Annotated in this window: 21 protein-coding genes and 1 tRNA gene; 8 read left to right on the forward strand and 14 right to left on the reverse strand. The window is 67.8% G+C overall.

Annotated elements, in window-relative coordinates; translation table 11 throughout:
- Positions 1–20: 20 nt before the first annotated feature.
- Positions 21–899, reverse strand: a complete 879-nt coding sequence (locus NBY65_RS08240; RefSeq protein ID WP_150040547.1) for a CDP-alcohol phosphatidyltransferase family protein — start codon at positions 897–899, stop codon at positions 21–23.
- Positions 896–1567, reverse strand: a complete 672-nt coding sequence (locus tag NBY65_RS08245; protein WP_150040548.1) for a phosphatidylserine decarboxylase — start codon at positions 1565–1567, stop codon at positions 896–898. The genes NBY65_RS08240 and NBY65_RS08245 overlap by 4 nt, the downstream gene beginning before the upstream one ends.
- Positions 1568–1657: 90 nt before the next feature.
- Between NBY65_RS08245 and NBY65_RS08250 the strand changes: the two genes are divergently transcribed.
- The 4 genes from NBY65_RS08250 (at position 1658) to NBY65_RS08265 (ending at position 3936) form a co-directional block, all read left to right on the forward strand.
- Positions 1658–2146, forward strand: a complete 489-nt coding sequence (locus tag NBY65_RS08250) for a hypothetical protein (RefSeq protein ID WP_150040549.1) — start codon at positions 1658–1660, stop codon at positions 2144–2146.
- A gap of 144 nt (positions 2147–2290) precedes the next feature.
- Positions 2291–2980: a cytochrome b/b6 domain-containing protein gene (locus NBY65_RS08255; protein ID WP_239002765.1), complete on the forward strand. Its 690-nt coding sequence runs from the start codon at positions 2291–2293 to the stop codon at positions 2978–2980.
- Between the two features lie 172 nt (positions 2981–3152).
- Positions 3153–3734: an LOG family protein gene (locus NBY65_RS08260; RefSeq protein ID WP_150040550.1), complete on the forward strand. Its 582-nt coding sequence runs from the start codon at positions 3153–3155 to the stop codon at positions 3732–3734.
- Between the two features lie 125 nt (positions 3735–3859).
- Positions 3860–3936: transfer RNA gene (locus NBY65_RS08265), tRNA-Pro, on the forward strand.
- Positions 3937–4301: 365 nt separating this feature from the next.
- Here NBY65_RS08265 and NBY65_RS08270 read toward each other — a convergent pair.
- Positions 4302–4847 carry a peroxiredoxin gene (locus NBY65_RS08270; RefSeq protein ID WP_150040551.1) on the reverse strand — a complete coding sequence of 182 codons (546 nt, stop codon included), beginning with the start codon at positions 4845–4847 and terminating at the stop codon, positions 4302–4304.
- 121 nt (positions 4848–4968) lie between these two features.
- The gene (gene radC, locus NBY65_RS34060) at positions 4969–6285 is read right to left on the reverse strand and encodes a RadC family protein (protein WP_162530515.1); all 1317 of its coding nucleotides are present in this window, start codon (positions 6283–6285) and stop codon (positions 4969–4971) included.
- A 282-nt stretch (positions 6286–6567) separates the two neighbouring features.
- Between radC and NBY65_RS08285 the strand changes: the two genes are divergently transcribed.
- Positions 6568–7332, forward strand: a complete 765-nt coding sequence (locus NBY65_RS08285) for an outer membrane protein (protein WP_162530516.1) — start codon at positions 6568–6570, stop codon at positions 7330–7332.
- A 72-nt stretch (positions 7333–7404) separates the two neighbouring features.
- Here NBY65_RS08285 and NBY65_RS08290 read toward each other — a convergent pair whose 3' ends face one another.
- The 5 genes from NBY65_RS08290 to NBY65_RS08310 all read right to left on the reverse strand — a co-directional run bounded on the left by NBY65_RS08290 (position 7405) and on the right by NBY65_RS08310 (position 11865).
- Positions 7405–8472, reverse strand: a complete 1068-nt coding sequence (locus NBY65_RS08290; protein ID WP_150040554.1) for an ABC transporter ATP-binding protein — start codon at positions 8470–8472, stop codon at positions 7405–7407.
- Positions 8473–9303 (reverse strand): sn-glycerol-3-phosphate ABC transporter permease UgpE, encoded by an 831-nt coding sequence (gene ugpE, locus NBY65_RS08295; RefSeq protein WP_150040555.1) that lies wholly within the window; start codon positions 9301–9303, stop codon positions 8473–8475.
- Complete coding sequence (locus tag NBY65_RS08300; protein ID WP_150040556.1) at positions 9300–10181, reverse strand: ABC transporter permease subunit; 882 nt, start codon at positions 10179–10181, stop codon at positions 9300–9302. The genes ugpE and NBY65_RS08300 overlap by 4 nt, the downstream gene beginning before the upstream one ends.
- A 48-nt stretch (positions 10182–10229) precedes the next feature.
- Positions 10230–11570, reverse strand: coding sequence for a sn-glycerol-3-phosphate ABC transporter substrate-binding protein UgpB (ugpB, locus tag NBY65_RS08305; RefSeq protein WP_150040557.1), 1341 nt, complete (start codon positions 11568–11570; stop codon positions 10230–10232).
- 103 nt (positions 11571–11673) lie between these two features.
- Complete coding sequence (locus tag NBY65_RS08310; protein WP_162530517.1) at positions 11674–11865, reverse strand: DUF2842 domain-containing protein; 192 nt, start codon at positions 11863–11865, stop codon at positions 11674–11676.
- Between the two features lie 261 nt (positions 11866–12126).
- Between NBY65_RS08310 and NBY65_RS08315 the strand changes: the two genes are divergently transcribed.
- Entirely contained in the window at positions 12127–12642 is a 516-nt protein-coding gene (locus tag NBY65_RS08315) for an adenine phosphoribosyltransferase (protein ID WP_150040559.1), read from the forward strand.
- Positions 12643–12732: 90 nt separating this feature from the next.
- Positions 12733–13851, forward strand: a complete 1119-nt coding sequence (locus NBY65_RS08320) for a hypothetical protein (RefSeq protein ID WP_150040560.1) — start codon at positions 12733–12735, stop codon at positions 13849–13851.
- A 31-nt stretch (positions 13852–13882) separates the two neighbouring features.
- Here the strand turns inward: NBY65_RS08320 and NBY65_RS08325 are convergent, their stop codons facing one another.
- Both NBY65_RS08325 and NBY65_RS08330 read right to left on the reverse strand, forming a co-directional pair.
- The gene (locus NBY65_RS08325; protein ID WP_150040561.1) at positions 13883–14287 is read right to left on the reverse strand and encodes a flagellar biosynthesis regulator FlaF; all 405 of its coding nucleotides are present in this window, start codon (positions 14285–14287) and stop codon (positions 13883–13885) included.
- Between the two features lie 71 nt (positions 14288–14358).
- Complete coding sequence (locus NBY65_RS08330) at positions 14359–15540, reverse strand: flagellin (RefSeq protein WP_150040562.1); 1182 nt, start codon at positions 15538–15540, stop codon at positions 14359–14361.
- 155 nt (positions 15541–15695) lie between these two features.
- On the opposite strand from NBY65_RS08330, the gene NBY65_RS08335 reads away from it, so the two are divergent.
- Positions 15696–16550 (forward strand): DUF1217 domain-containing protein, encoded by an 855-nt coding sequence (locus NBY65_RS08335; protein ID WP_162530518.1) that lies wholly within the window; start codon positions 15696–15698, stop codon positions 16548–16550.
- Positions 16551–16622: 72 nt separating this feature from the next.
- On the opposite strand, the gene NBY65_RS08340 is transcribed toward NBY65_RS08335, so the two are convergent.
- From NBY65_RS08340 to flgK, 3 genes are all read right to left on the reverse strand, one after another.
- Complete coding sequence (locus tag NBY65_RS08340) at positions 16623–17027, reverse strand: flagellar biosynthesis repressor FlbT (protein WP_150040564.1); 405 nt, start codon at positions 17025–17027, stop codon at positions 16623–16625.
- Between the two features lie 140 nt (positions 17028–17167).
- Entirely contained in the window at positions 17168–18214 is a 1047-nt protein-coding gene (locus NBY65_RS08345) for a flagellin (protein WP_150040565.1), read from the reverse strand.
- A gap of 2 nt (positions 18215–18216) precedes the next feature.
- Positions 18217–19686 carry a flagellar hook-associated protein FlgK gene (flgK, locus tag NBY65_RS08350; protein ID WP_150040566.1) on the reverse strand — a complete coding sequence of 490 codons (1470 nt, stop codon included), beginning with the start codon at positions 19684–19686 and terminating at the stop codon, positions 18217–18219.
- Position 19687 lies beyond the last annotated feature (1 nt).

Below are 19687 nucleotides of genomic sequence, written 5' to 3' on the forward strand. Positions count from 1 at the left end.
GCCGGCGGGGCCGCCGTGGATCAGGCCGGCTGCTGCTGTTGCTGCTCGCTCTCCGCCGCCTCGGCCTCGCGCTTGAGGCGGCGGTAGCTGCGCACGCTGAAGGGCAGCATGGCGATGTAGATCAGCCCCGCCGCGGCCAGCGCGGCCCAGGGGTCAGCGACCAGCAGGGCGGCAAACAGGCCGGTGCCGAGCAGCAGCGGCAGCACGTATTCCGCCGGCACCTTGAAGTTCTTGAAGCTCCACACCGGCAGGGTGGAAACCAGCAGGATCCCGGTGCCGATCAGCACCGCGGCGACGAAACCGGGGAAGTTCGCCACCCGCAGCAGCCAGTCGAGCTCCAGCGATTTCGCCTCGAGCCCGAGGAACAGCGGGAACAGGGCCAGTCCGGCCCCGGCCGGCGCGGGCACGCCGGTGAAGAAATTATAGGTGTAGGCGGGATGCGGCGCATCCAGGGCGGCGTTGAACCGCGCCAGCCGCAGCGCCATGCAGACGGCGAACATCAGGCAGGGCATGAAGCCGAAGCCGTGCGCGCTCTGCAGCGACCACAGGTACAGCACGATCGCCGGCGCCACGCCGAAGCAGAGGAAATCCGCGAGGCTGTCGAACTCGGCACCGAAGCGGGACGTGGCCTTGAGCAGCCGGGCGATCCGCCCGTCCAGGCCATCGATGCACCCGGCCACCACGATGGACACGGCAGCAGCCCCGAAACGTCCTTCCAGCGCGAAGCGGATCGCGGTCAGACCGGCGCAGAGCCCCAGCATCGTCAGGATGTTGGGGATCACGTGGTTGAAGGACGGCCCCTTGAAGCGCGGCCGGCTGCGCCGGTGGAAGCGGCTGCGCAGCCGCCGCATCGGCGATGGCAAGGGACGTGGCCCCAGGAAGGATGGGCGCTCGGTCATGCCGAGAGGTCCGCGATCACGGTCTCGCCGCCGACCATCTTCTGGCCGACCGACACCAGCGGGCGCACGCCGACCGGCAAGTACAGATCGGTGCGGCTGCCGAAGCGGATGATGCCGAAGCGCGCGCCGGCGCGCACCGATTCGCCCTCATGCAGGTCGCACAGGATGCGGCGCGCGACCAGGCCGGCGATCTGCACCACGGCCACGTCCCGCCCGTCGGGCAGGCGAATCGCCAGGGCATTGCGCTCGTTGTTGGCGCTCGCCTTGTCGAGGCTGGCGTCGATGAAGCTGCCATGGCGATAGGCGATGCGCTCGACCTTGCCGTCCACCGGCACGCGGTTGACGTGTACGTCCAGGACCGAGAGGAAGGTCGCCACCCGCCAGCGCGGCGCGTCGCCAAGCCCGAGTTCCGGCGGCGGCGGCGCCTCGACGATCGAGACGACCTTGCCATCGGCGGGGGCCAGGGCAAGGCCGGTCCGCTCCGGCGCCACACGCTCCGGGTCGCGGAAGAAATACAGGCAGAACAGGGCGAACAGCGCGCCAAGCCAGGCCAGCCAGCCCGCCAGCGCCAGACCGGCCGCGAAGGCGACCAGACCGGCCAGGATGAAGGGCTTGCCCGCCGGATGCGGCGGCGCGAGCACAAGGCGGAAAGACGCGGGAATGGACATGGCACTCCGGTCGGGCAAGCGGGCGGAAGGCGGCGTTTATGGATGTTTCACCCTGCCACGGCAAGGATCGCCCCGGAGCAGGAGATCGCGATGCCGCTGGACATTCCCTTCACCATCGGACCGTTCAGGGTCGAGCCGGATGGACGACTCGCCCCCAGCACGCCCGAGCATTTCCCGTCCTTCCACGTCCGCTGGCGTGGCCACCGGCTGCAGGCGCGGCTGGCCGCGCACGACGCGGCAGGCGGGACGCTGGCCTTGCAGACAGTGATCGGGCGCATCCCCAGCACCGGCCGCGCGGAGGCGCCGGGCACCGCGCAGCGTGAAGCAGCCTTCACCGCGCTGCAGGCGCTGCGCACCGTGCTGCCGCAGGAATGGAGGTTGGCCCTGTTGCCCGACCACCGGGTCGCGGTCAACGCCCGCGCCACCATCACCTTGCCGACCAGCGCGGAGGCCCTGATCACCGGGATCACGCTGTTTTTGTTGCAGATGGCGCCGTATCTCGAACTTGCCGATGCCTCCCTGCCCTTCGAGCCGGCCGGGACCGCGGGTGCGGAAGCACCCGGGATTGGCCCGGAATAGCCGGGCCGACGCAAGGCCCGGCCGGCAGTCTTGCCGGCGCCGCGGCGACGTCCGGGGATCCGGAAGCCCGCATGCCATGAGGCATCGCGCCAACGGCGTTCTTGCGCCAGAATGTCGCGCCGGGTTCGCAATGAGGAGGCCTGCATGGCGCTGCGTGACTTCAACCGGACGATGCTGTTGCCGATGCGCGTCTGGGACCTGCCGATCCGCCTGTTCCACTGGCTGATCGTGCTGCTGGTGCTGCTGAGCTATGTCAGCGTCCAGGCCAGTTGGATGGGGCTGCACCTGATCTCGGGCTACCTGGTGCTGGCACTGCTGATCTTCCGGCTGGTCTGGGGCTTCGTCGGCAGCGAGACCGCGCGCTTCCGCGCCTTCCTGACCAGCCCGGCGAAAGGCCTGCAGCATTTGGCCAAATTCCGCGAGCAGACCCCCGACACACAGATCGGCCACAACGCCGCCGGCGGCTGGGTGGTGCTGGTCATGCTGGCGTTGCTGGGCATCCAGGTGGTTTCGGGCCTGTTCAATACCGAGGAATACGGCGCGGATTACGCCGCCGCCGGTCCCCTGGTGAAATATGTCGGCGAAGGCGTGACCAAGGTCGCCGGCTTCATCCACGGGGCCACTTTCAACCTGCTGCTGCTGGTCATCATCCTGCACGTGGCGGCGGTCCTGGCGTACAAGGTGTTGAAGAAGCACGACCTGGTGCGGCCGATGATCACTGGCATCAAGCGCCTGCCCGCTGCCACCCGCCAGCCGCGCATGGCCAGCCCCATCCTGGCGGCGGCCATCTTCGTCGTGGCGGGCATCGCCGTCTGGCTGCTGGCACGGGTCTGAACACGCGCACGCCAGCGCGGCAGCGGCCGGGACGGACACAGCATCCAGCAGGCGCAGCGCAGCGCTCCATCCCGGCCGCAGTCGCGGTACAAGCATCGCCGCAAATTCGCTTGCCTCCCCCCCCTGGAGCAACCGACATCGGCAGTTGCAGATGAACGCAGGAAGCAGCGCCATGCCTGACATCCACGCCGTCGCCGTGTTCTGCGGCGCCCATCCCGGCAATGCCCCCATCTTCCACGACGCCGCCACCGAACTGGGGCGTGCCCTCGCCCGCGCCGGCATGCGCCTGGTCTATGGCGGCGGCCGGGTCGGGCTGATGGGGGCGGTCGCCGATGGCGCGATCTCGCAGGGCGGGCATGTGATCGGCGTCATCCCCGAATTCCTGACGCGCTGGGAAGTGGCCCATGACGGGGTCGCGGAGCTGATCGTCACCGACAGCATGCACAGCCGCAAAACCCGCATGTTCGAGCTGTCCGACGCCTTCGTTTCGTTGCCCGGCGGGCTCGGCACGCTGGACGAAACGATCGAGATCCTGACCTGGCGCCAGCTCCGGCTGCACGACAAGCCGATCCTGATCTGCAACGTCGCCGGCTCGGCGGAACCGCTGGTGGCGGCCGTGGATGCGGCGATTGCGGCCGGTTTCGCCAAGCCGGACGTGCGCGAGCTGTTCGAACTGGTGGACGGCGTCGCCGCCACGGTGGAGCGGCTGGAGCACCTCAATGCGGCCCGGGGCGGCGCCGCGGCGCTGCTCTGAGGGCCCGGGGCCGCGGCCCCTGCCATGGCCGGGCCGCGGAGCAAACCGGGGAAACCACAGCCCTGGTTCCGCTTCGCAGCCGCTTGCGCCCCGGCCAAGGCGCGGCTATATGCCCCGCCCACGGCCGGAGTGTAGCTCAGCCTGGTAGAGCACTGTGTTCGGGACGCAGGGGCCGGAGGTTCGAATCCTCTCACTCCGACCAGTTTTTCCAATGGCCTGGCCGTCCCGACAGGCCAGTGCAGACAGCCCTTCGTTCCCACACATGACCCGCAACGGCATCACCCCCGTTGGGGAATGCCGTGACCGGCTGATCCGGGCTCACCAACGGATCACCATCAAGGTCCGACCATGTGGGGGTTGAACATTCCTGAAAATTCTTACCGGAATACCAGCGCCAAATGGCGTAGGAATGCGCCAGCCTGATCCGCTCCATGAAACCACGGGGGCCAGGCAGGCCGGCGCGGCGCGCAGAAAGCGCCTCCGCGTCGGCCCCTCTTTCGTATCCACAGACGCGGCCCTTTGGCGAGACGACCGGATCGTGAAAACGGCGGGCAGACAATGGCCCGCCTACTCGGCGGGGTGCTGCGCCCGCCAGGCGGCCAGCGCCTTGTATGTGTTGGCGACATGATCCTCCGGGCTCATCGCCGTGTAGGCGTACAGCACGCGATCGTCGGGCGTGATGACGTAGGACGTGCGGCTCGCATGGCCGGTGAGCCGGAACAGCACGGAATCATAGGCCGTCATGATCCTGAGATCGGTATCGGCCACGAGCGGGAATTTGCTCTGGCACTCGCTGACCGAGAATTTCTTGAGCGTGGCGATGCTGTCGCCGGAGACGCCGACCACTGACGCGCCAAGCGCCTTGTAGCGGTCAAGCGCCTCGGCGAATTCATGCGCCTCCGCGGTGCATCCCCGCGTAAAGGCGGCCGGGTAGAAATACAGCACCACGGGCCCCTGCTTCAGCGCCTCGGACAGCGTGAAACTGAACTCATCGCCGCCGATCGCGGCCGGCGCGGTGAAGTCGGGGGCGACCTGCCCCGCGGGCAGTTCGGCGCGCGCCATCCCCGCTGCCGTCAGCATGGCCAGACCAAGCCAACACACGATGCGCCGCATGGAACCATCCCCTTTGTTTCAGGCGGATATAGGCTCCCCCCGGGATGGTGCCACCCCCGATGGCGTCGTCATCCGGGCGCGGATGCGCGGACATGAAGGACTCCTGGCAGGCGACGGGCCCCTACAGCAGCCGCTCCTTCTTCAGGCTGCACCAGCTTCCTTTCCCGATGATCACATGGTCATGCAGGACAATCGACATGGCCCCTGCCGCCACCCTCACCTCCTGGGTCATGGCGATGTCGTCCTGCGACGGGGTGGGATCGCCACTCGGGTGGTTGTGGACCAGAATCAAGGCGGTGGCGTGCAGTTCGAGCGCGCGCCTGACCACTTCGCGTGGATAGACGGGCGTGTGGTTGACCGTCCCGCGGGCCTGCACCTCGTCGGCAATCAGCCGGTTCCTCGTGTCCAGGAACAGCACCCGGAGTTGCTCGACCGGCGCGTGCGCCATCGTGACATTGAGATAGGCCATCAACCGGTCCCAGTTGTTGAGCACCGGCAGGTCGGCAACCCCGGCCCGCGCGAGGCGCTCGGCCGATGCGCGCACGACCGCGATCGCGGTGGCCGCGTGATCGTTCACGCCGGGCGTGGCCAGCAACGCCTCGGGAGAAGCCGACAGCACCCCGGCATAAGAGCCGAAGGCATTGATCATCCGCTTCGCCAGCGGCTTGGTATCGCCCCGCGCAAAGGCCAGGAAGAGCAGCATCTCGAGCAGCTCGTAGTCGGCCAGCGCGTCGGTGCCACGGATCAGCACCTTCTCCCGCATGCGATTGCGATGGCCTTGGGGGCCCGTGCCGGGAAAAACGGGAGAGGCGACCGCAGCCGAGGCCGGGGCGGGCGGCTGGATGATCCCATCGGCGGAAACCGGCAGCATGACCGGCCTGATCGCCGGGGCGGCACGCTCGGCAAGCCCCCCCCAGCGTGGCGGGGCAACACCATCGCCTTGTTGCCAGGGCGGCAGGAATTGCTGATCGCTCAGATACGCCACCACCGCGGCCAGTCCCTGCGCGCCGATGACATGACCATGGCCGGCCGCGGCGGCCGCTTCGGCCTGACCGTCAGGGCAGAACAGCAGGAGGCCACGGGCAGCGGCCTGGATCGCCACCGCGTCCATATCGTCGATCGGCTCAAGGCCCCCATCGGAAGCAAGGCCACCGGCGGCGACGACATCCGCCAGCCGGTCCTGCCCAATCGTGCCGTTGGCGACCAGCAGGGCCAGCGCAACAGCGAGATCAAGCCCCGCTCCTGCCTCTGTCCGCGGGGGCCGTACGTCGATGATCAGCGCTCCGGTCACGTCCACGCCACACCGGGACAGCACGGCAATGACATGCCGGCCGAGCGGCGTTGCCGATCCCTCGGGGAGCCCTGTCACCTGGAGGGACGATGGCCCTGATGAAGCGCTCGCGCGGACGATCGCCGGCACGGCCTGCGTGCCGATCATCGTGAACGCCCGAACCTGGCCCGTCCTTATGGACATCAGGGAACGTTACGGCCTGATCCGCCTGGAAACGTCATCATTTCATTATTTTCACGTTAATCCTGCATTCTTTCCGGTCGCGGCGACCTGCCCTGGTCGGGACGAAAAATCCCCCCGCCCTCCGCCTTCCCTTCTTTGCCGACACATCGTGGGCAAAGGAGGCAGGCTTGACCTGATCATAAGAATGATTATCAATTGCATCTAACGATACGGCAACGACCCTTTTCAGGAACAATGAGCTTCGCCATGCGATATTTCCCGGCGTTCCTCGCCGCGTTGTTGCTCGCCCCCTTCCCCGCCGTGGCCGAGGAAAGCCGCAGCGGCATCTATGTGGGCGCGAAAATCGGGGCGAGCCTGCTCAGCGTCAGCGACCGTCGTGTCCTGCAGGATTCCTACAGCCTGACCGATGGCGTGAACGACTACTCCGGTGCCGCGCAGTCCTGGGCCATGGGGGATCGCACGGAGCCGGTCTTCGGCGGCGGCGTCTCGCTCGGCTACGATTTCCGCCCGGCGCTGCGGCTGCCGCTGCGCCTGGAACTCGACTACGTCGCCCGTGACCGCGCCACGGCGGATGCCAGCCACGACGTCACCTATGACATGACCTGGAACGGCACGCCGATGACCATCCCCGGCCGGATGAGCCAGCGTGACAGCCTGTTCCTGCAGACCCTGATGGCCAATGCCTGGATCGATATCCCCACCGGCCGCAGCGTCACCCCCTATGTCGGCGGCGGCATCGGCGTGGCCTTCCTCAACCACGCCAGCACCTTCTCGCTCGACAGCCAGGGCGAGGTGGAAAGCTTCTCCAACGCCCGCAACGCCACCAATTTCGCATGGTCGGTGGGGGCCGGGATTTCCTGGGCAACCACCCCCCACATCACCTTCGACCTCGGCTATCGCTACATCGACGCCGGCGACAGCACGATCGGCACAGGCGGCAGCGAGCCCCTGCATGCCCATATCCATGCCGCCAGCCACGATCTGATGGTGGGCCTGCGCTATGGATTCTGAGGTGCGCCTGTCCGCATCTGCCGCCTCACGGCAGGGGGTGGCGGAGGCGGATCCCTTCGGGCGTCGGTGCTGTCAGGCCGGATCCACGCGCAACCCGGTCGCGGCATCGAAGACATGGATGTGCTCGGGCGGGATGGCGACGGTCATGCTCTCCCCGCCCGGGGCCGACCCGGCCAGCTTGACCGAGAGCAATTCCCCATCCGCCAGCCGCCCGATCACCACGGTCTCCGAGCCCAGCGGCTCGATGAGGTCGATCTCGATGCCGATCCCCGCGGGCTCGGGGCGCAGATGCTCCGGCCGGATGCCGATCGTCAGGCGCTGCCCGTCCGCCCCCGGGCGCCTGCCATCGGCGAAGGGCAGCACCACGCCCAGTTCCAGCGTCGCCGCGGTGCCGCCATGGCTGAGCCGGGCCGGCAGGAAATTCATCGCCGGCGCACCGATGAAGCCGGCGACATAGGCATCGGCCGGGCGCTCGAACACGTCCATGGGGGTGGCAAGCTGCACCGGCCGCCCCTGGTGCAGCACCAGCAGCCGGTCGCCGAGCGTCATCGCCTCCACCTGGTCATGCGTGACATAGAGGCTGGTGACGCCAAGCCGCCGCTGCAGCCGCCGGATCTCGGCACGCATCTGCACGCGCAGCTTGGCATCGAGATTGGACAGCGGCTCGTCGAACAGGAACAGCTTCGGCCGGCGCACGATCGCCCGCCCCATCGCCACGCGCTGGCGCTGCCCGCCCGAAAGCTGCCGCGGCTTGCGTTCGAGCAGCGGCGTGAGCCCGAGCATCTCCGCCGCCTGCTCCACCTCCCGGCGGATCTCCGGGCGCGGCAGGCCACGGATGCGCAGCCCATACGCCATGTTGTCGAACACGGTCATGTGCGGGTAGAGCGCGTAGTTCTGGAACACCATGGCGATGTCCCGCTCCGCCGGGTCGAGCCCGGCGACATCCCGCCCGTCCAGCAGGATGCGCCCGCCAGTGGGCGTCTCCAGCCCCGCCACCAGCCGCAACAGGGTGGACTTGCCGCAGCCCGAGGCACCGACGATCACCAGCATCTCGCCGGCCGCCATGGTCAGGTCGATGCCGTGCAGCACGGGCACCGCGCCGAAACTCTTGCGCAGATCCTGCAGGACCAGCGATGTCATCTATTTGTCGCCTTCCGTCAGGCCTTTGACGAACCAGCGCTGCATCAGCATCACCACCGCGACGGGCGGCAGCAACGCCAGCACCGCGGTCGCCATCACCCGGTTCCATTCGGTCTGCGTCTCGTTGCCGATCATCTTGACGATGCCGATGACGATGGTGTCGAGACGCGGGTCGGTCGCCACCAGCAGCGGCCAGAGATACTGGTTCCAGCCATAGACGAACAGGATCACGAACAGCGCGGCCAGATTGGCCGCCGAGACCGGGATCAGGATGTCCACCAGGAAGCGCCAGGGCCCCGCGCCATCCATCCGCGCCGCCTCCACCAGCTCGTCCGGCACCGCGAGGAAAGTCTGCCGGAACAGCAGCGTGGCGGTCGCCGAGGCGATCAGCGGCACGGTGAGTCCGGTGAAGCTGTTGATCAGCGACAGGTCGGACATCACCGCGTAGGTCGGGATGATGCGCACCTCCACCGGCAGCATCAGGGTGATGAAGATCATCCAGAACGCGGTCCGGCGGAACGGGAAGCGGAAGAACGTCACCGCGTAGGCCGAGAGGATGGAAATGACGATCTTGCCGAAGGCAATCGCCAGCGCCATGGCGGCGCTGACGAGCAGCATCCGCCACACCGGCCCCACCCCCGGCGCGCCCTCGCGCAGCACCGTGGCATAGACGGAAAACCCTTCCAGCCGCGGGATCAGCGACAGTTCCCCACGATCGACCGCGGCCGGATCCAGCGTCGATCCCGCCAGCACCAGCCAGATCGGCAGCACGAACAGCACCACGCCGAGCAGCAGCACCGCATGCGCGGGCCAGTCGGTCCGTCCGTTCACGCCCCGCCCCTCCGGCCGATCAGCCGGAACTGCAGCATCACCAGCAGCACCACGCCCAGCATCAGCACCACCGATTGCGCCGAGGAGGAGCCGATATCGAGATTGACCACGCCATCGCGGTAGACTTTCACCACCAGGGTCTCGGTGGCCTTGCCCGGGCCGCCATGGGTCAGCGCCTGGATGGTGCCGAAGGTATCGAAGGCGGCATAGACCAGGTTCACCACCAGCAGGAACAGCATGGTCGGTGTCAGCAGCGGCAGGATCACGGTGCGGAAGCGGAAGAAGCCGCGCGCGCCGTCCATCCGAGCGGCTTCCAGCACGCTGCGCGGGATCGACTGCAGCCCGGCCAGGAAAAAGATGAAATTGTAGCTGACCTGCTTCCAGGCACTGGTCAGGATCACCACCAGCATCGCCTGCAGCCCGTTCAGCCGGAAATCCCAGGCAATGCCGATGCCGTTGAGCCAGCGCCCGACCGGGCCGACCTGGGGATGCAGGATCAGGATCCACAGCACCGCCGCGACCGCCGGGGCGATGGCATAAGGCCAGATCAGCAAGGTCCGATAGAGATTGCGGCCGCGGATCTCGTGATCGGCCGCCAGCGCCAGCAGCAGCGCCACCCCCATCGCCAGCGCGGTGACCGCACTGCAAAACACCACGGTACGGCCGATCGACTCAAGATAGAGCGGATCGGCCAGAAGATCGGTGAAGTTGTCGAAACCGACGAAGCGGGTTTGCAGGCCGAACGGATCAGCCTGTGTGAGGCTGGAAAAGACCGCCTGCCCGGCCGGCCAGTAAAAGAAGACGAAGGTCAGCAGCAGTTGCGGCAGCAGCAAGGCTACCGGCAACAGCCAGCCCGGGAAGATCGTGCGACGTTCCATGGACAGCAAACGGCGGCGGGCGGCGATGCGGCCGCCCGCCTGGCCCGCTCAGGCCTTGACCGATTTCTGGAACTCGCGCAGCACGCGGTTGCCGCGCACCACCGAGGTGTCCAGCATCGCCTGCGCGCCCTGCTGGCCCTGCAGCGCCCGCTCCAGCTCTTCTTCGATGATATTGCGGATTTCCGGCATCCGCCCGAGCCGGAAGCCACGCGAATTGGGCGTCACCTGCCCACGGGTGAGCTGCTTGATCGGCAGGTCAGCGCCGGGGTTGCGGTCGTAGAAGCCCTGCTGCCGCGACAATTCGTAGCCGGCGAAGGTCACCGGCACATAGCCGGTGTGCTGGTGCCAGGTGGCGTCATTCGCGGGCACCGCCAGGAATTTCAGGAATTCCGCAACGCCTTTGTACTCGGCGGGATTGCGCCCCGGGGCGGTCATCGCCCAGAGGCTCGCGCCGCCGATGATCGAATTGATCGGCTTCGGGTCCACTTCCGGGTCGGTCGGCAGCAGCGCCGGCGCCCAGCGGAACTTGGCGCCGCGCGCGATATTCGCCCGTGAGCCGGACGAGCCGAAGGTAATCGCCGCCTCGCCGGAAATGAACAGCGGGTTGGGCGCGTCACCACGGCCGCCGTAACGAAACAGCCCCTCCTTCGACATATCCAGAAGGCGCTGGATATGCTTGACGAAAGGCGGGGTGTTGATGCGCAGCTCGGTGTCCAACCCCTCGAAGCCATTGGCGCGGGTGGCATACACCAGGTTGTGCATTGCCGCGTATTGTTCGAGCTGGATCCAGGTCGGCCAGGCGGTGGTCATCGGCACCGAGGTCGCGGATTTGGCCTTCAGCGCACGGCAGGCCTCGACCACCTGCTGCCAGGTGGCAGGCGGCGCGTCCGGATTGAGCCCGGCCTTCTCGAAGGCATCCTTGTTGTACCACATCAGCGCGCTGGACGAGTTGAACGGCATCGAGGCCAGCCGCCCGTCCGGCAGGCTATAGTACCCGCGCACGCCGCCCAGATAAGCGGCAGGGTCCAGGGTGACGCCGGTCTCCTTCGCAAGCTGCCAGATCTGCTTCACCGCCGGCCCGGCGGTCAGCATGGTGCCGGTTCCCACTTCGAACACCTGCACCAGATGCGGTGCCTGGCCGGCCCGCGAGGCGGCGATCGTGGCCGTCAGCGTCTCGCCGTAGGTGCCCTTGAAGACCGGCACGACCTCGTAGGCAGGCTGACTGGCGTTGAATTCGGTGGCGATGCGATTCACCTCATCGCCGAGCGCGGCCTCCATCGCATGCCAGAAGACGATCCGGGTCCTGGCGGCCTGGGCGCGCGCCATCGGTGCCAGGGCAGGCGCGGCAGCCAGAGCGGCCGCGCCGGCCAGCAGTGTGCGGCGGTTCATCGCGGGTCCTCCTTCTTCTTGCGGACGGCGGGGTGGGTAGCCGTTCCGTGAGACGATCCCATGACAGTATCATGACGGTTGCTTGAAGCCACGCGACTTCGCCCTAGCGCCGGCGGGCCGCCCAGAGCAGCAGCCACCGTCCCGGCAAGGCCCAGGCCACCCCGGCCACGCCGAAATAGAGCAGTTCCGCCAGCGGATGCATGGGCGCGAGCGCGTCGGCAAGGGAAACCACGCCCACCACGTAGGCGCCAAATCCCAGGATGCCCGCGATCAGGGCGAGAGGGGTGCGTGACATGCCCCCACCGTTACCGCGCCCCTTTGGTGTGCGCCAGCACCCTCGACGAAGCCTCGGGAACCGGCAGGTTGCGCGGCACCGTGCCCTGGCCGCCGGTATCCAGGTATACGGGGTGGCCCATGCCAGGATGGGCGCGTCCCATCGCGGCGCAGCGAATCCCCTGCTTTCCGCTGTCCCGGTACCGTCACGCGCCTGCAACCGGCCTTGCCGCGACCGAGCGGGGGTTCTACACGCGCTGCACTGGCAACGAGGGCCGAGCCGATGGATCTGAAGGACCACATCCGGAGCATCCCGGATTTTCCGAAACCCGGAATCCTTTTCTACGACATCTCCACCCTGCTGCGGCATGCCGATGCCTGGCAGGTGGCGATGGGCCGCATGGCGCGCGCCGTCCGCGCCCACCAGCCCGATCTGCTCGCCGGCATCGAGAGCCGCGGCTTCCTGGTGGCCGCCCCGCTCGCACTGAAGCTGGGCTGCGGCTTCGTGATGCTGCGCAAGCGCGGCAAGCTGCCCGGCGAGACCATCCCGCTGGATTACGGCCTGGAATACGGCACCGACCGGATCGAGATCCAGGCCGACGCCATCGAGCGCGGCCAGCGCGTGGTGGTGGTCGATGACCTGCTGGCCACCGGGGGCACGATGGCCGCCGGCATCCAGTTGCTGCGCAACATCGGCGCCGTTGTCCCGGCGGCCGCCACCCTGATCGAACTGACCTTCCTGCAGGGCCGCAGCCGCCTCGACGTGCCCTGCGAAACCCTGGTTTCCTACGATTCCTGACCGGGGATTTTGACAAGCCCTCGCATCCGGTGCAGGGAGAAGGCTGATCGCCCTGCCGACAGGCGATCCTGTGCCTGGGAGGGGGTCTGGATGCGAGACGTCCTGCCGACGCCGACGGGGTCCTCATCGACCCGCCTTCCGCCCGACCAAACCGGCCGGCGTGTCCTGCTGCGCAGTGTCGCGGCGCTGATGGCGCTCAGCGGCACTGCCCGCGCGACCGGTGTCACCGCTTCCCCCGTTGGCGCCCCGCCGCCCGAGCCGTTCCCGGAGACGGTCGGCCTGCTTGTCCCCGGCCCACAGGACGGTCGCATGGAGCGCTGGGCCGGGCTGATCGGGCCGGCGCTGCGTGACGCGATGCCGCCGGGAACCCGGCTGCGGCATCTCTCCAGGGGGGGAGCGGACGGTGTCACCGCCGCCAATCAGTTCACCGCGCGCGTCACGCCCGATGGCGGCACCGCCCTGCTGGTGCCCGGCGAGACCGTGCTGGCGTGGCTCGCCGGCGACCCCCGTGCCCGTTTCGATGCGGCCGGCTGGCTGCCGGTGCTCGCCGGCCTGACCTCCGGCGTGCTGTGCAGCCGGATCCCGGCGACGGCGCTGCATCCGGGGATATCGTTGCGGGTGGCCTGTGCCTCGCAGACCGGCCCCGAACTGGCGGCCCTGCTCGGGCTCGACCTGATGGGGATCGAGCCGCTGCCGGTACGGGGTGTCCATGATGCGGCCGCGGCGCGCCAGGCCCTGGCGACCCAGGCCGCCGATGCGGTGCTGCTCAGCGGCCCGATGACACGGGAACAACTGGCGGATGCCGCCGCGCTGGGGGCCGCCCCCTTGTTCACGCTGGGCATGCCGACTGCGGGCGGCACGGCCCGCGATCCGCTGCTGCCCGGCCTGCCGATCGCGCCTGAACTGATTGGGCGGCTGCGTGGGCCGCCCCCCACGGCAGGGCTGGTCGCCGCCTGGCGCGCTGCCGCGGCGGCGGCCGTGACGGAATTCGCCCTGGTGCTGCCGCCGTTGACGCCGGCGACGCTGGTCGCGATGTGGCGGCATGCCGGCACCGAGGCCGCCCCGGATCTGCAGACGCAGACGCGCGGGCTGCGCCTGCTCGCCGGTGCGGAAGCCAGTGCGGCGACGACGACAATGGCCTGCGACGCGGCCAGGATGTTGGAACTGCGCCGCTGGCTGGCGATGCGCCTCAATTGGCGGCCGGCCTGAGACGCCCTGGCGCCCCGGCCGACACTCAGGATCAGACGCTCAGCGCCGCCAGAGCCTGTGGCGCCTTGGGCAGAGGGAGAGGCGATGCGGACGGCGTCTGGGCGCGCAGACCATCGATGATGTTCTGGTGCACGTCGATCAGCGGCTGCAGCGACATTGCGGCGGTCATCGCCCGCGTGCTGTAGGCCATCGCCCAGAAGCCGAGCGCGATGAGCTGGCGCTTCAGGACATCCGGCAGCCGGTTGCCCTCCGACTGAAGATCCGTGACCAGCAAGGACCAGAGCTGGTGTGTCTTGTGCAGCGCCTCGATCCGCTCCCGTGCCGTGGCCGCCTTGCCGAGGCGGTCGTTGCACAATCCGAAGGCCAGGATCTCCGTCTCCTGCGGTGAGGCGCCGCCGAGCTGCGGCGTGCGAAAGTAGCTGAGACTGCGCTGCATCGGATGATCCGCTTGAGTGGTTCAGCAGGAAGGGAGCGGTCAGGCCCCACCAGGCCCGACCGCCCTGTCGGTTACTGGAACAGCTTCAGCAGGGACTGCGGCGCCTGGTTGGCGATCGACAGCGCCTGGATGCCGAGCTGCTGCTTGGTCTGCAGCGACTGCAGGCGAGCGCTTTCCGCCGCCATGTCGGCGTCGGTAAGGGCGCCGAGGCCAGTGGTGAGCGAGTCGGACAGGCTGGACGTATAGTTCTGCAGGCCCGTCACCAGCTGGGAGTTCTGGCCAAGCTTGGCGATGCTCGAATTGAGGGCGCTGATCGCGTTATCCACGGTCGCGATCGCGGCCGTCGACCCGGTCACTGCGGCCAGCGTCGCCGTACCCGCGGTGGCAAGAGTCACCGCGGACCCAGCAGAAGTGACCCCCTTTCCGGTGACAACCAGATCACCGGCGGTGATGTCAGCACCCGCACCACCGTCAATCGCAGAGGTCGCGATCGACGCGCCATAGCCTTCTTCCCGCATGGCGGAGGAAAGCTTCGACATCACGGTGGCGGTCGAGTCGGTCGTCTCGAAATTCACGAAGACGACCTTGTTGTGCGCGTCGGACGCGGCCGGCGCGGTGGGAGCCCCCGAACCGTCGCTCAGCACGAAATAGGTCGAATCGGTGCCGTCGCCGAGCTTGATGTAGTCATTCTGCGCAAACTCGGTGGTGCTGTCGATGTTCAGCCGCAGCCCACCGCTGCTCACGTTCAGCCCGGTCAACGACAAGCCGCTGGAGGTCATGTTTTCCGCATTGACCGTGAGCGTGCCACCGGAAACGTCCGTGGTCGTGGTCATATTCGCACCACCGCCATTGGCGAGGTTCACGCCGTTGAGGCTCGCGCTGGCAGCGAAGGAATCGATGGCCTTGAGGACGGCCCCGATCTGGTTGTTGACCGTGGTGGTGTCGATGCCGGTCTGCTGCCCCGTGGTGACCAGCTTCTTCAGAGACGAAAGCTGCTCGGAGATCTTGTCGGCCGCATCGAGCGAGGTGCCAATCACCGATTGCGCGAAGTTCAGGTTGTCCGACACCGCGGACAGACCGGCCAGCGTCCCGTCCATGGTGCGGGAGATCGTGTAGACGGCAGGGCTGTCAGTCGCCTGGCTGACCTTCTTGCCGGTCGAGATCCGGCTCTGGGTCTCTTCGAGGGCCTTCTGCGTCGCGCCGAGCGACTGCAGGGCAGCCATGGCACCGGTATTCGTGTTCACGGAGAACATGCGGAAATTTCCTTTTGCTGGACCGCTGCAAGCGTGGCTTTTGCCCCGCCGCGAGACGCAGCATGCGACGAATTGCTTAACCACTCCTTGAGACGCCAGGCGCAATCTTCATCGACATGCGCAGGCCATTCCGGCCGCGCCCATGGAGCAGACGCATGACCACGATCGGCACGGGCACCGGCGCCACCGGCCTGCCGCCCATCCCCGCCTATCTCATTGCCTCGAAGGACGAAGAGAAGCTCGCGGCGAAATTCGCGCAGACCAACCCTCAGGCCAAAGCCGATATCGACTACTTCGAAAGCAAGGCTCCAACGCTCGACACCGCGGACGCTCTGATGAAGGATTACCGGGCGCTCGGCATCCTGCTCGGCGCCTATGGAATGAGCGATCAGATCCAGTACCCGGCGCTGATCCGCAAACTGATCACCGAGGATCCGACCAGCACCAGCTCCACCGCGCAGAGAATCGGCAACACCAATTACCTGGCCTTCGCCAAGGCAATGGCCCAGTACGCCAGCAATCCCTTTGCCACGGGAGACGGCGTTCAGGCGGTGACGGACGCCTACACGCTCAACAGCTTCGAGAAAGACCAGGGCACACAGATTCCCGGCATGGAGCAGGCGCTTGCCTTCAAGCGGCAGGCCTCGGGGATCACGACCATCGCCCAGCTCATGTCGAACCTGCCGGCGCTGAAGGTCGCCGTCGTGCAGACCGGGCTCGACTGGACCAGCTATGGCGCGATGGATTACGACCGGCAGGTCAAGCTGCTGACCAGCACAATCGACATCGACGATCTGCAGGATCCCGCCAAGGTGGATCGCATGGCCGAGCAGTTCCTGATCAAGGCCGCGGATGATCCGACGAAATGCGGCGCCAAGGACAAGGAAAAATACTCGCTCGCCTCGCTGCTGGCGTCCGCCACCACAACCGACCCGATCCTGAGCATCCTCGGCGGCAAGACGGGGAGTAGCTCCTCCGGCAGTGATCCCATGCTCGCTCTGTTCGCCTGAACGCACCGGCACCGTCGTGCCCCCGGACGCCCTCCCCCTTCGGGACGCGAAGGGGGAGCCGGCTGGCCCGGATCATTCAGCCGGGCCGTGGCCCAGCACCGCATCCTCGTGGCGGATCACGCGCCGCACCAGCTTCAACGCGGTGTAGCAATCGTCTGCCTCGGCCAGCGCGAGGGCACGGGCCAGGATCCCGCGCGCCAGCGCCGATGTCGTCGCTTCCTGGAAAGCATGGATCAGCCTGCGCGCATCCGTGAGGCCACCGGTGCGCTCTTCCTCGGAGCCGATATAGGCCGTCTGCAGCGCGAAATAGATGCGCCGCGCCGGTGTGTCGGCAGATTCCGGCGACATGATCTGCTTGCCGAACAGGAACCGCGCCCGCGCGGCCAGCTCCAGCCGTGTCTTGCAGCGGAAACGCAAGGAAGCGCCGTTGACGATCATCATATCGCCAGGGCGCATTTCAAGAACCAGGACGGACATGGGATTTTCCCACTTCCTATAATGAAATTTCCGGAACGGAGGTCCACCGTTCTGACGGCCTCACGTTCCGGAATGATGTGCGGTAAGAATGAAGATTTGATGAAAGGTGCGATGATGGTCACGCCCCGCCCGGCGGGCGGCTACAGATAGGCGGTCAGTGTCATCTCCCGCATCGATGCGATCAACTGGTACGAGGCTTCAAGCTGCGTCTTCACCTGCGCCAGCGTCGCCGCCGTCGTCGCCATGTCCACTTCCTCAACGGACTTGATCTGGTCCTTCAGCGTATCGTGCAGCTCCGTAAGACTGGTCGCGCGGGTCTTCAGACCAGCCTGCACATCACCCAATCCCGCCGAATCCACGGTGATCGCCGCCTGTGCGCCCTGCAACAGCTTCGCCGCGCGTGTGCCGAAATCCTGCAGTTGCTCGCTCGACAGCGTGCCCGCCTGATCCAGCCCGGCCAGCATGGCGAGGCCGGCAACCAGGTCGCGCATATAGGATCCGGTGGTATCCGTGCCGGACTGGGTTGCATACAGGTTCTGCCAGGCCGTCACCCCAAGCGGCACGCTGCGGCCGGCATCCGTCTCGACCTGCGCAACCGCGGCGCCAGTGCTGCCCGGCATGAAGTCCTGCGCGGCGGCCGCATCGAGCACGTCAGCGGTCACCGCCGCTGCTCCATCCGTCGCCAGCGTGGCAACCCTCGTTCCGACCGAAGCCACGAAGCCGTCGAGTGCCGTCGCATCGATGGCCGGGGTCGCCGAGTCGGTGCCTGAGAAGATGTAGACGTTACCCACCTGCGTGTTCAGCACCGAGCTGAGCTCTGCAAGCGCCGACCGCGCCTGCCCGGCCAGGACCTCCGGCGTATTGCCTTGCAGGGTGCCGAGCTGCAGCGCGGCGCTCGAGAGTCGGGTTGCCGTATCCGCCAGCCCCGTCAGGGCCGATTGTGTCGCCGTGAGCTGGGTTTGCGCCTTCGTGACATTGCGTCCCCATGCCTCGGTCTGCGCCACCTGCGGCCGCAGGTTGAGCGACGTCGCCGCGCCCGTGCCAAGGCCGGCATAGGTCAACGCCACCTTGCCATCGGAGGACTGGCGGGTCAGTCGCTCGAATTGCGCGCGCGCCGCCACGTTGTCGGCCACCAGATGCGCGAGCAGGCCACCGCCGGCCAGTCCGGTCGTCATCATCGAAGTCATCGTCAGCCTCCGACCATGTTCAGCACGTCCTGCCAGAGCTGCTGGACCGTGCTGATGATCCGCGCATTGGCGGAATAGGCGTTCTGCAGGGCGATCATGGTGGACATCTCCGTGTCGACGGACACCTTCGAAACGCTGGCCGCCTTGTCATCCAGGATGGACTGCACCGATTGCGCATCGGACAGGTCCGTCGCCGCATCGGCCGCCGCCCCGGCCTGCGCCCCGGCGAACGCCGTGGCGAAGCCCGCCACCGAGCCAGGGGCAGCGAAGCGCGCCGCGAGCGAGCCCGATGCGCCAAGCCCGCTCGTCGCCGGCGGGGTGGTGCTCGACACATTGCCCGTGCCCAGTGCCTGGGTGAGCACCTTGCCGATCACCTCGCCGTAGCCGGCCTGCCCGTTGGCGGTTCCCGCCGTGCCGTCGCGCACCAGAGTCGCATCGGCGGCAACCGCGGGATTCACCTGGATCCGGCCGGCCAGCCCCAGATAGGTGGCCTGCACCGGTGGCGTAGTCGCCGCCGCTGCCACCGGGTTGGCGCCATCGGTGAAGAGCTGCAATCCGACGGCATCGAACCGGCTCGCCAGGTCGTGCGCGAACTCGTCCAGCTCGGCCTGGATGGTCGGCAGCTCGACGTCCCGCAACGCCAGATTGGCGCCGATCTCTCCCCCGGAGAACTGGGCCGTGACATCGGTACCGCCCAGCATCAGTGCAGGGCCATCCCCCGTGGCGCCGAGCGCGGCCCGGGCCATCGTGAGCGGACCGGTGGTGGCACGCGTCGGCAGTTGCACGCCCGACGCCGTGAACACCAGCATGTCGCCGTTCGCCTCCTCGGCGAAGCGGACATCCGCGAGCCCGGCGATGGTGCCCATGGCGGCGTCCCGCTGGTCCTCCAGGTCCGCGGTGCTGTCGCCCTGCGCGCGCAACAGGGTGATGCGCGTGCTGAGCCGACCGACATCGGCGAGGGCGGCATTCAGCGTGTCCACATCGGCAACCAGCGCATCCTGCGCGGCCTGGCGCTGGCCGGTGGAGGCGGCCGCCACCCGGTTGATGCCATCGGCCAGCCGGTCCGCCGCGCTGACGACCGCACGTTGCTGCACCACCTTCGAGGGATCGGCGGACAACTCGGTGAAGGCATTGCGCAGCGCCCCGGCGAGGCTGGCGAGGTCGTCGCCCTGCCCGGGCGTCCCCTGTGCCGCGTCGATCGCCGCCAACGCGTCGGAGCGCACCTGCAGCGCGGCGACATCGCCCTGCTGTTGCCACCGTGTCTCCTGCAACAGGCTGTCGATGCTGCGGGTCGTGGTCCCGGTGCGAACGCCGGCACCGACACCGTCGCCGACGAGGGCGGACTGGCGTCCCACCTGCCGCGTGTATCCCGGCGTGCTGGCATTGGCGACGTTGTGCGAGATCACCCCGATCTGGCGCGTGATGCTCGCCAGCCCCCCCGAGGCAATCGCGAGTGTGGCATCGAGGCTCATG

The organism is Rhodovastum atsumiense (assembly GCF_937425535.1).
Lineage (GTDB): Bacteria > Pseudomonadota > Alphaproteobacteria > Acetobacterales > Acetobacteraceae > Rhodovastum > Rhodovastum atsumiense.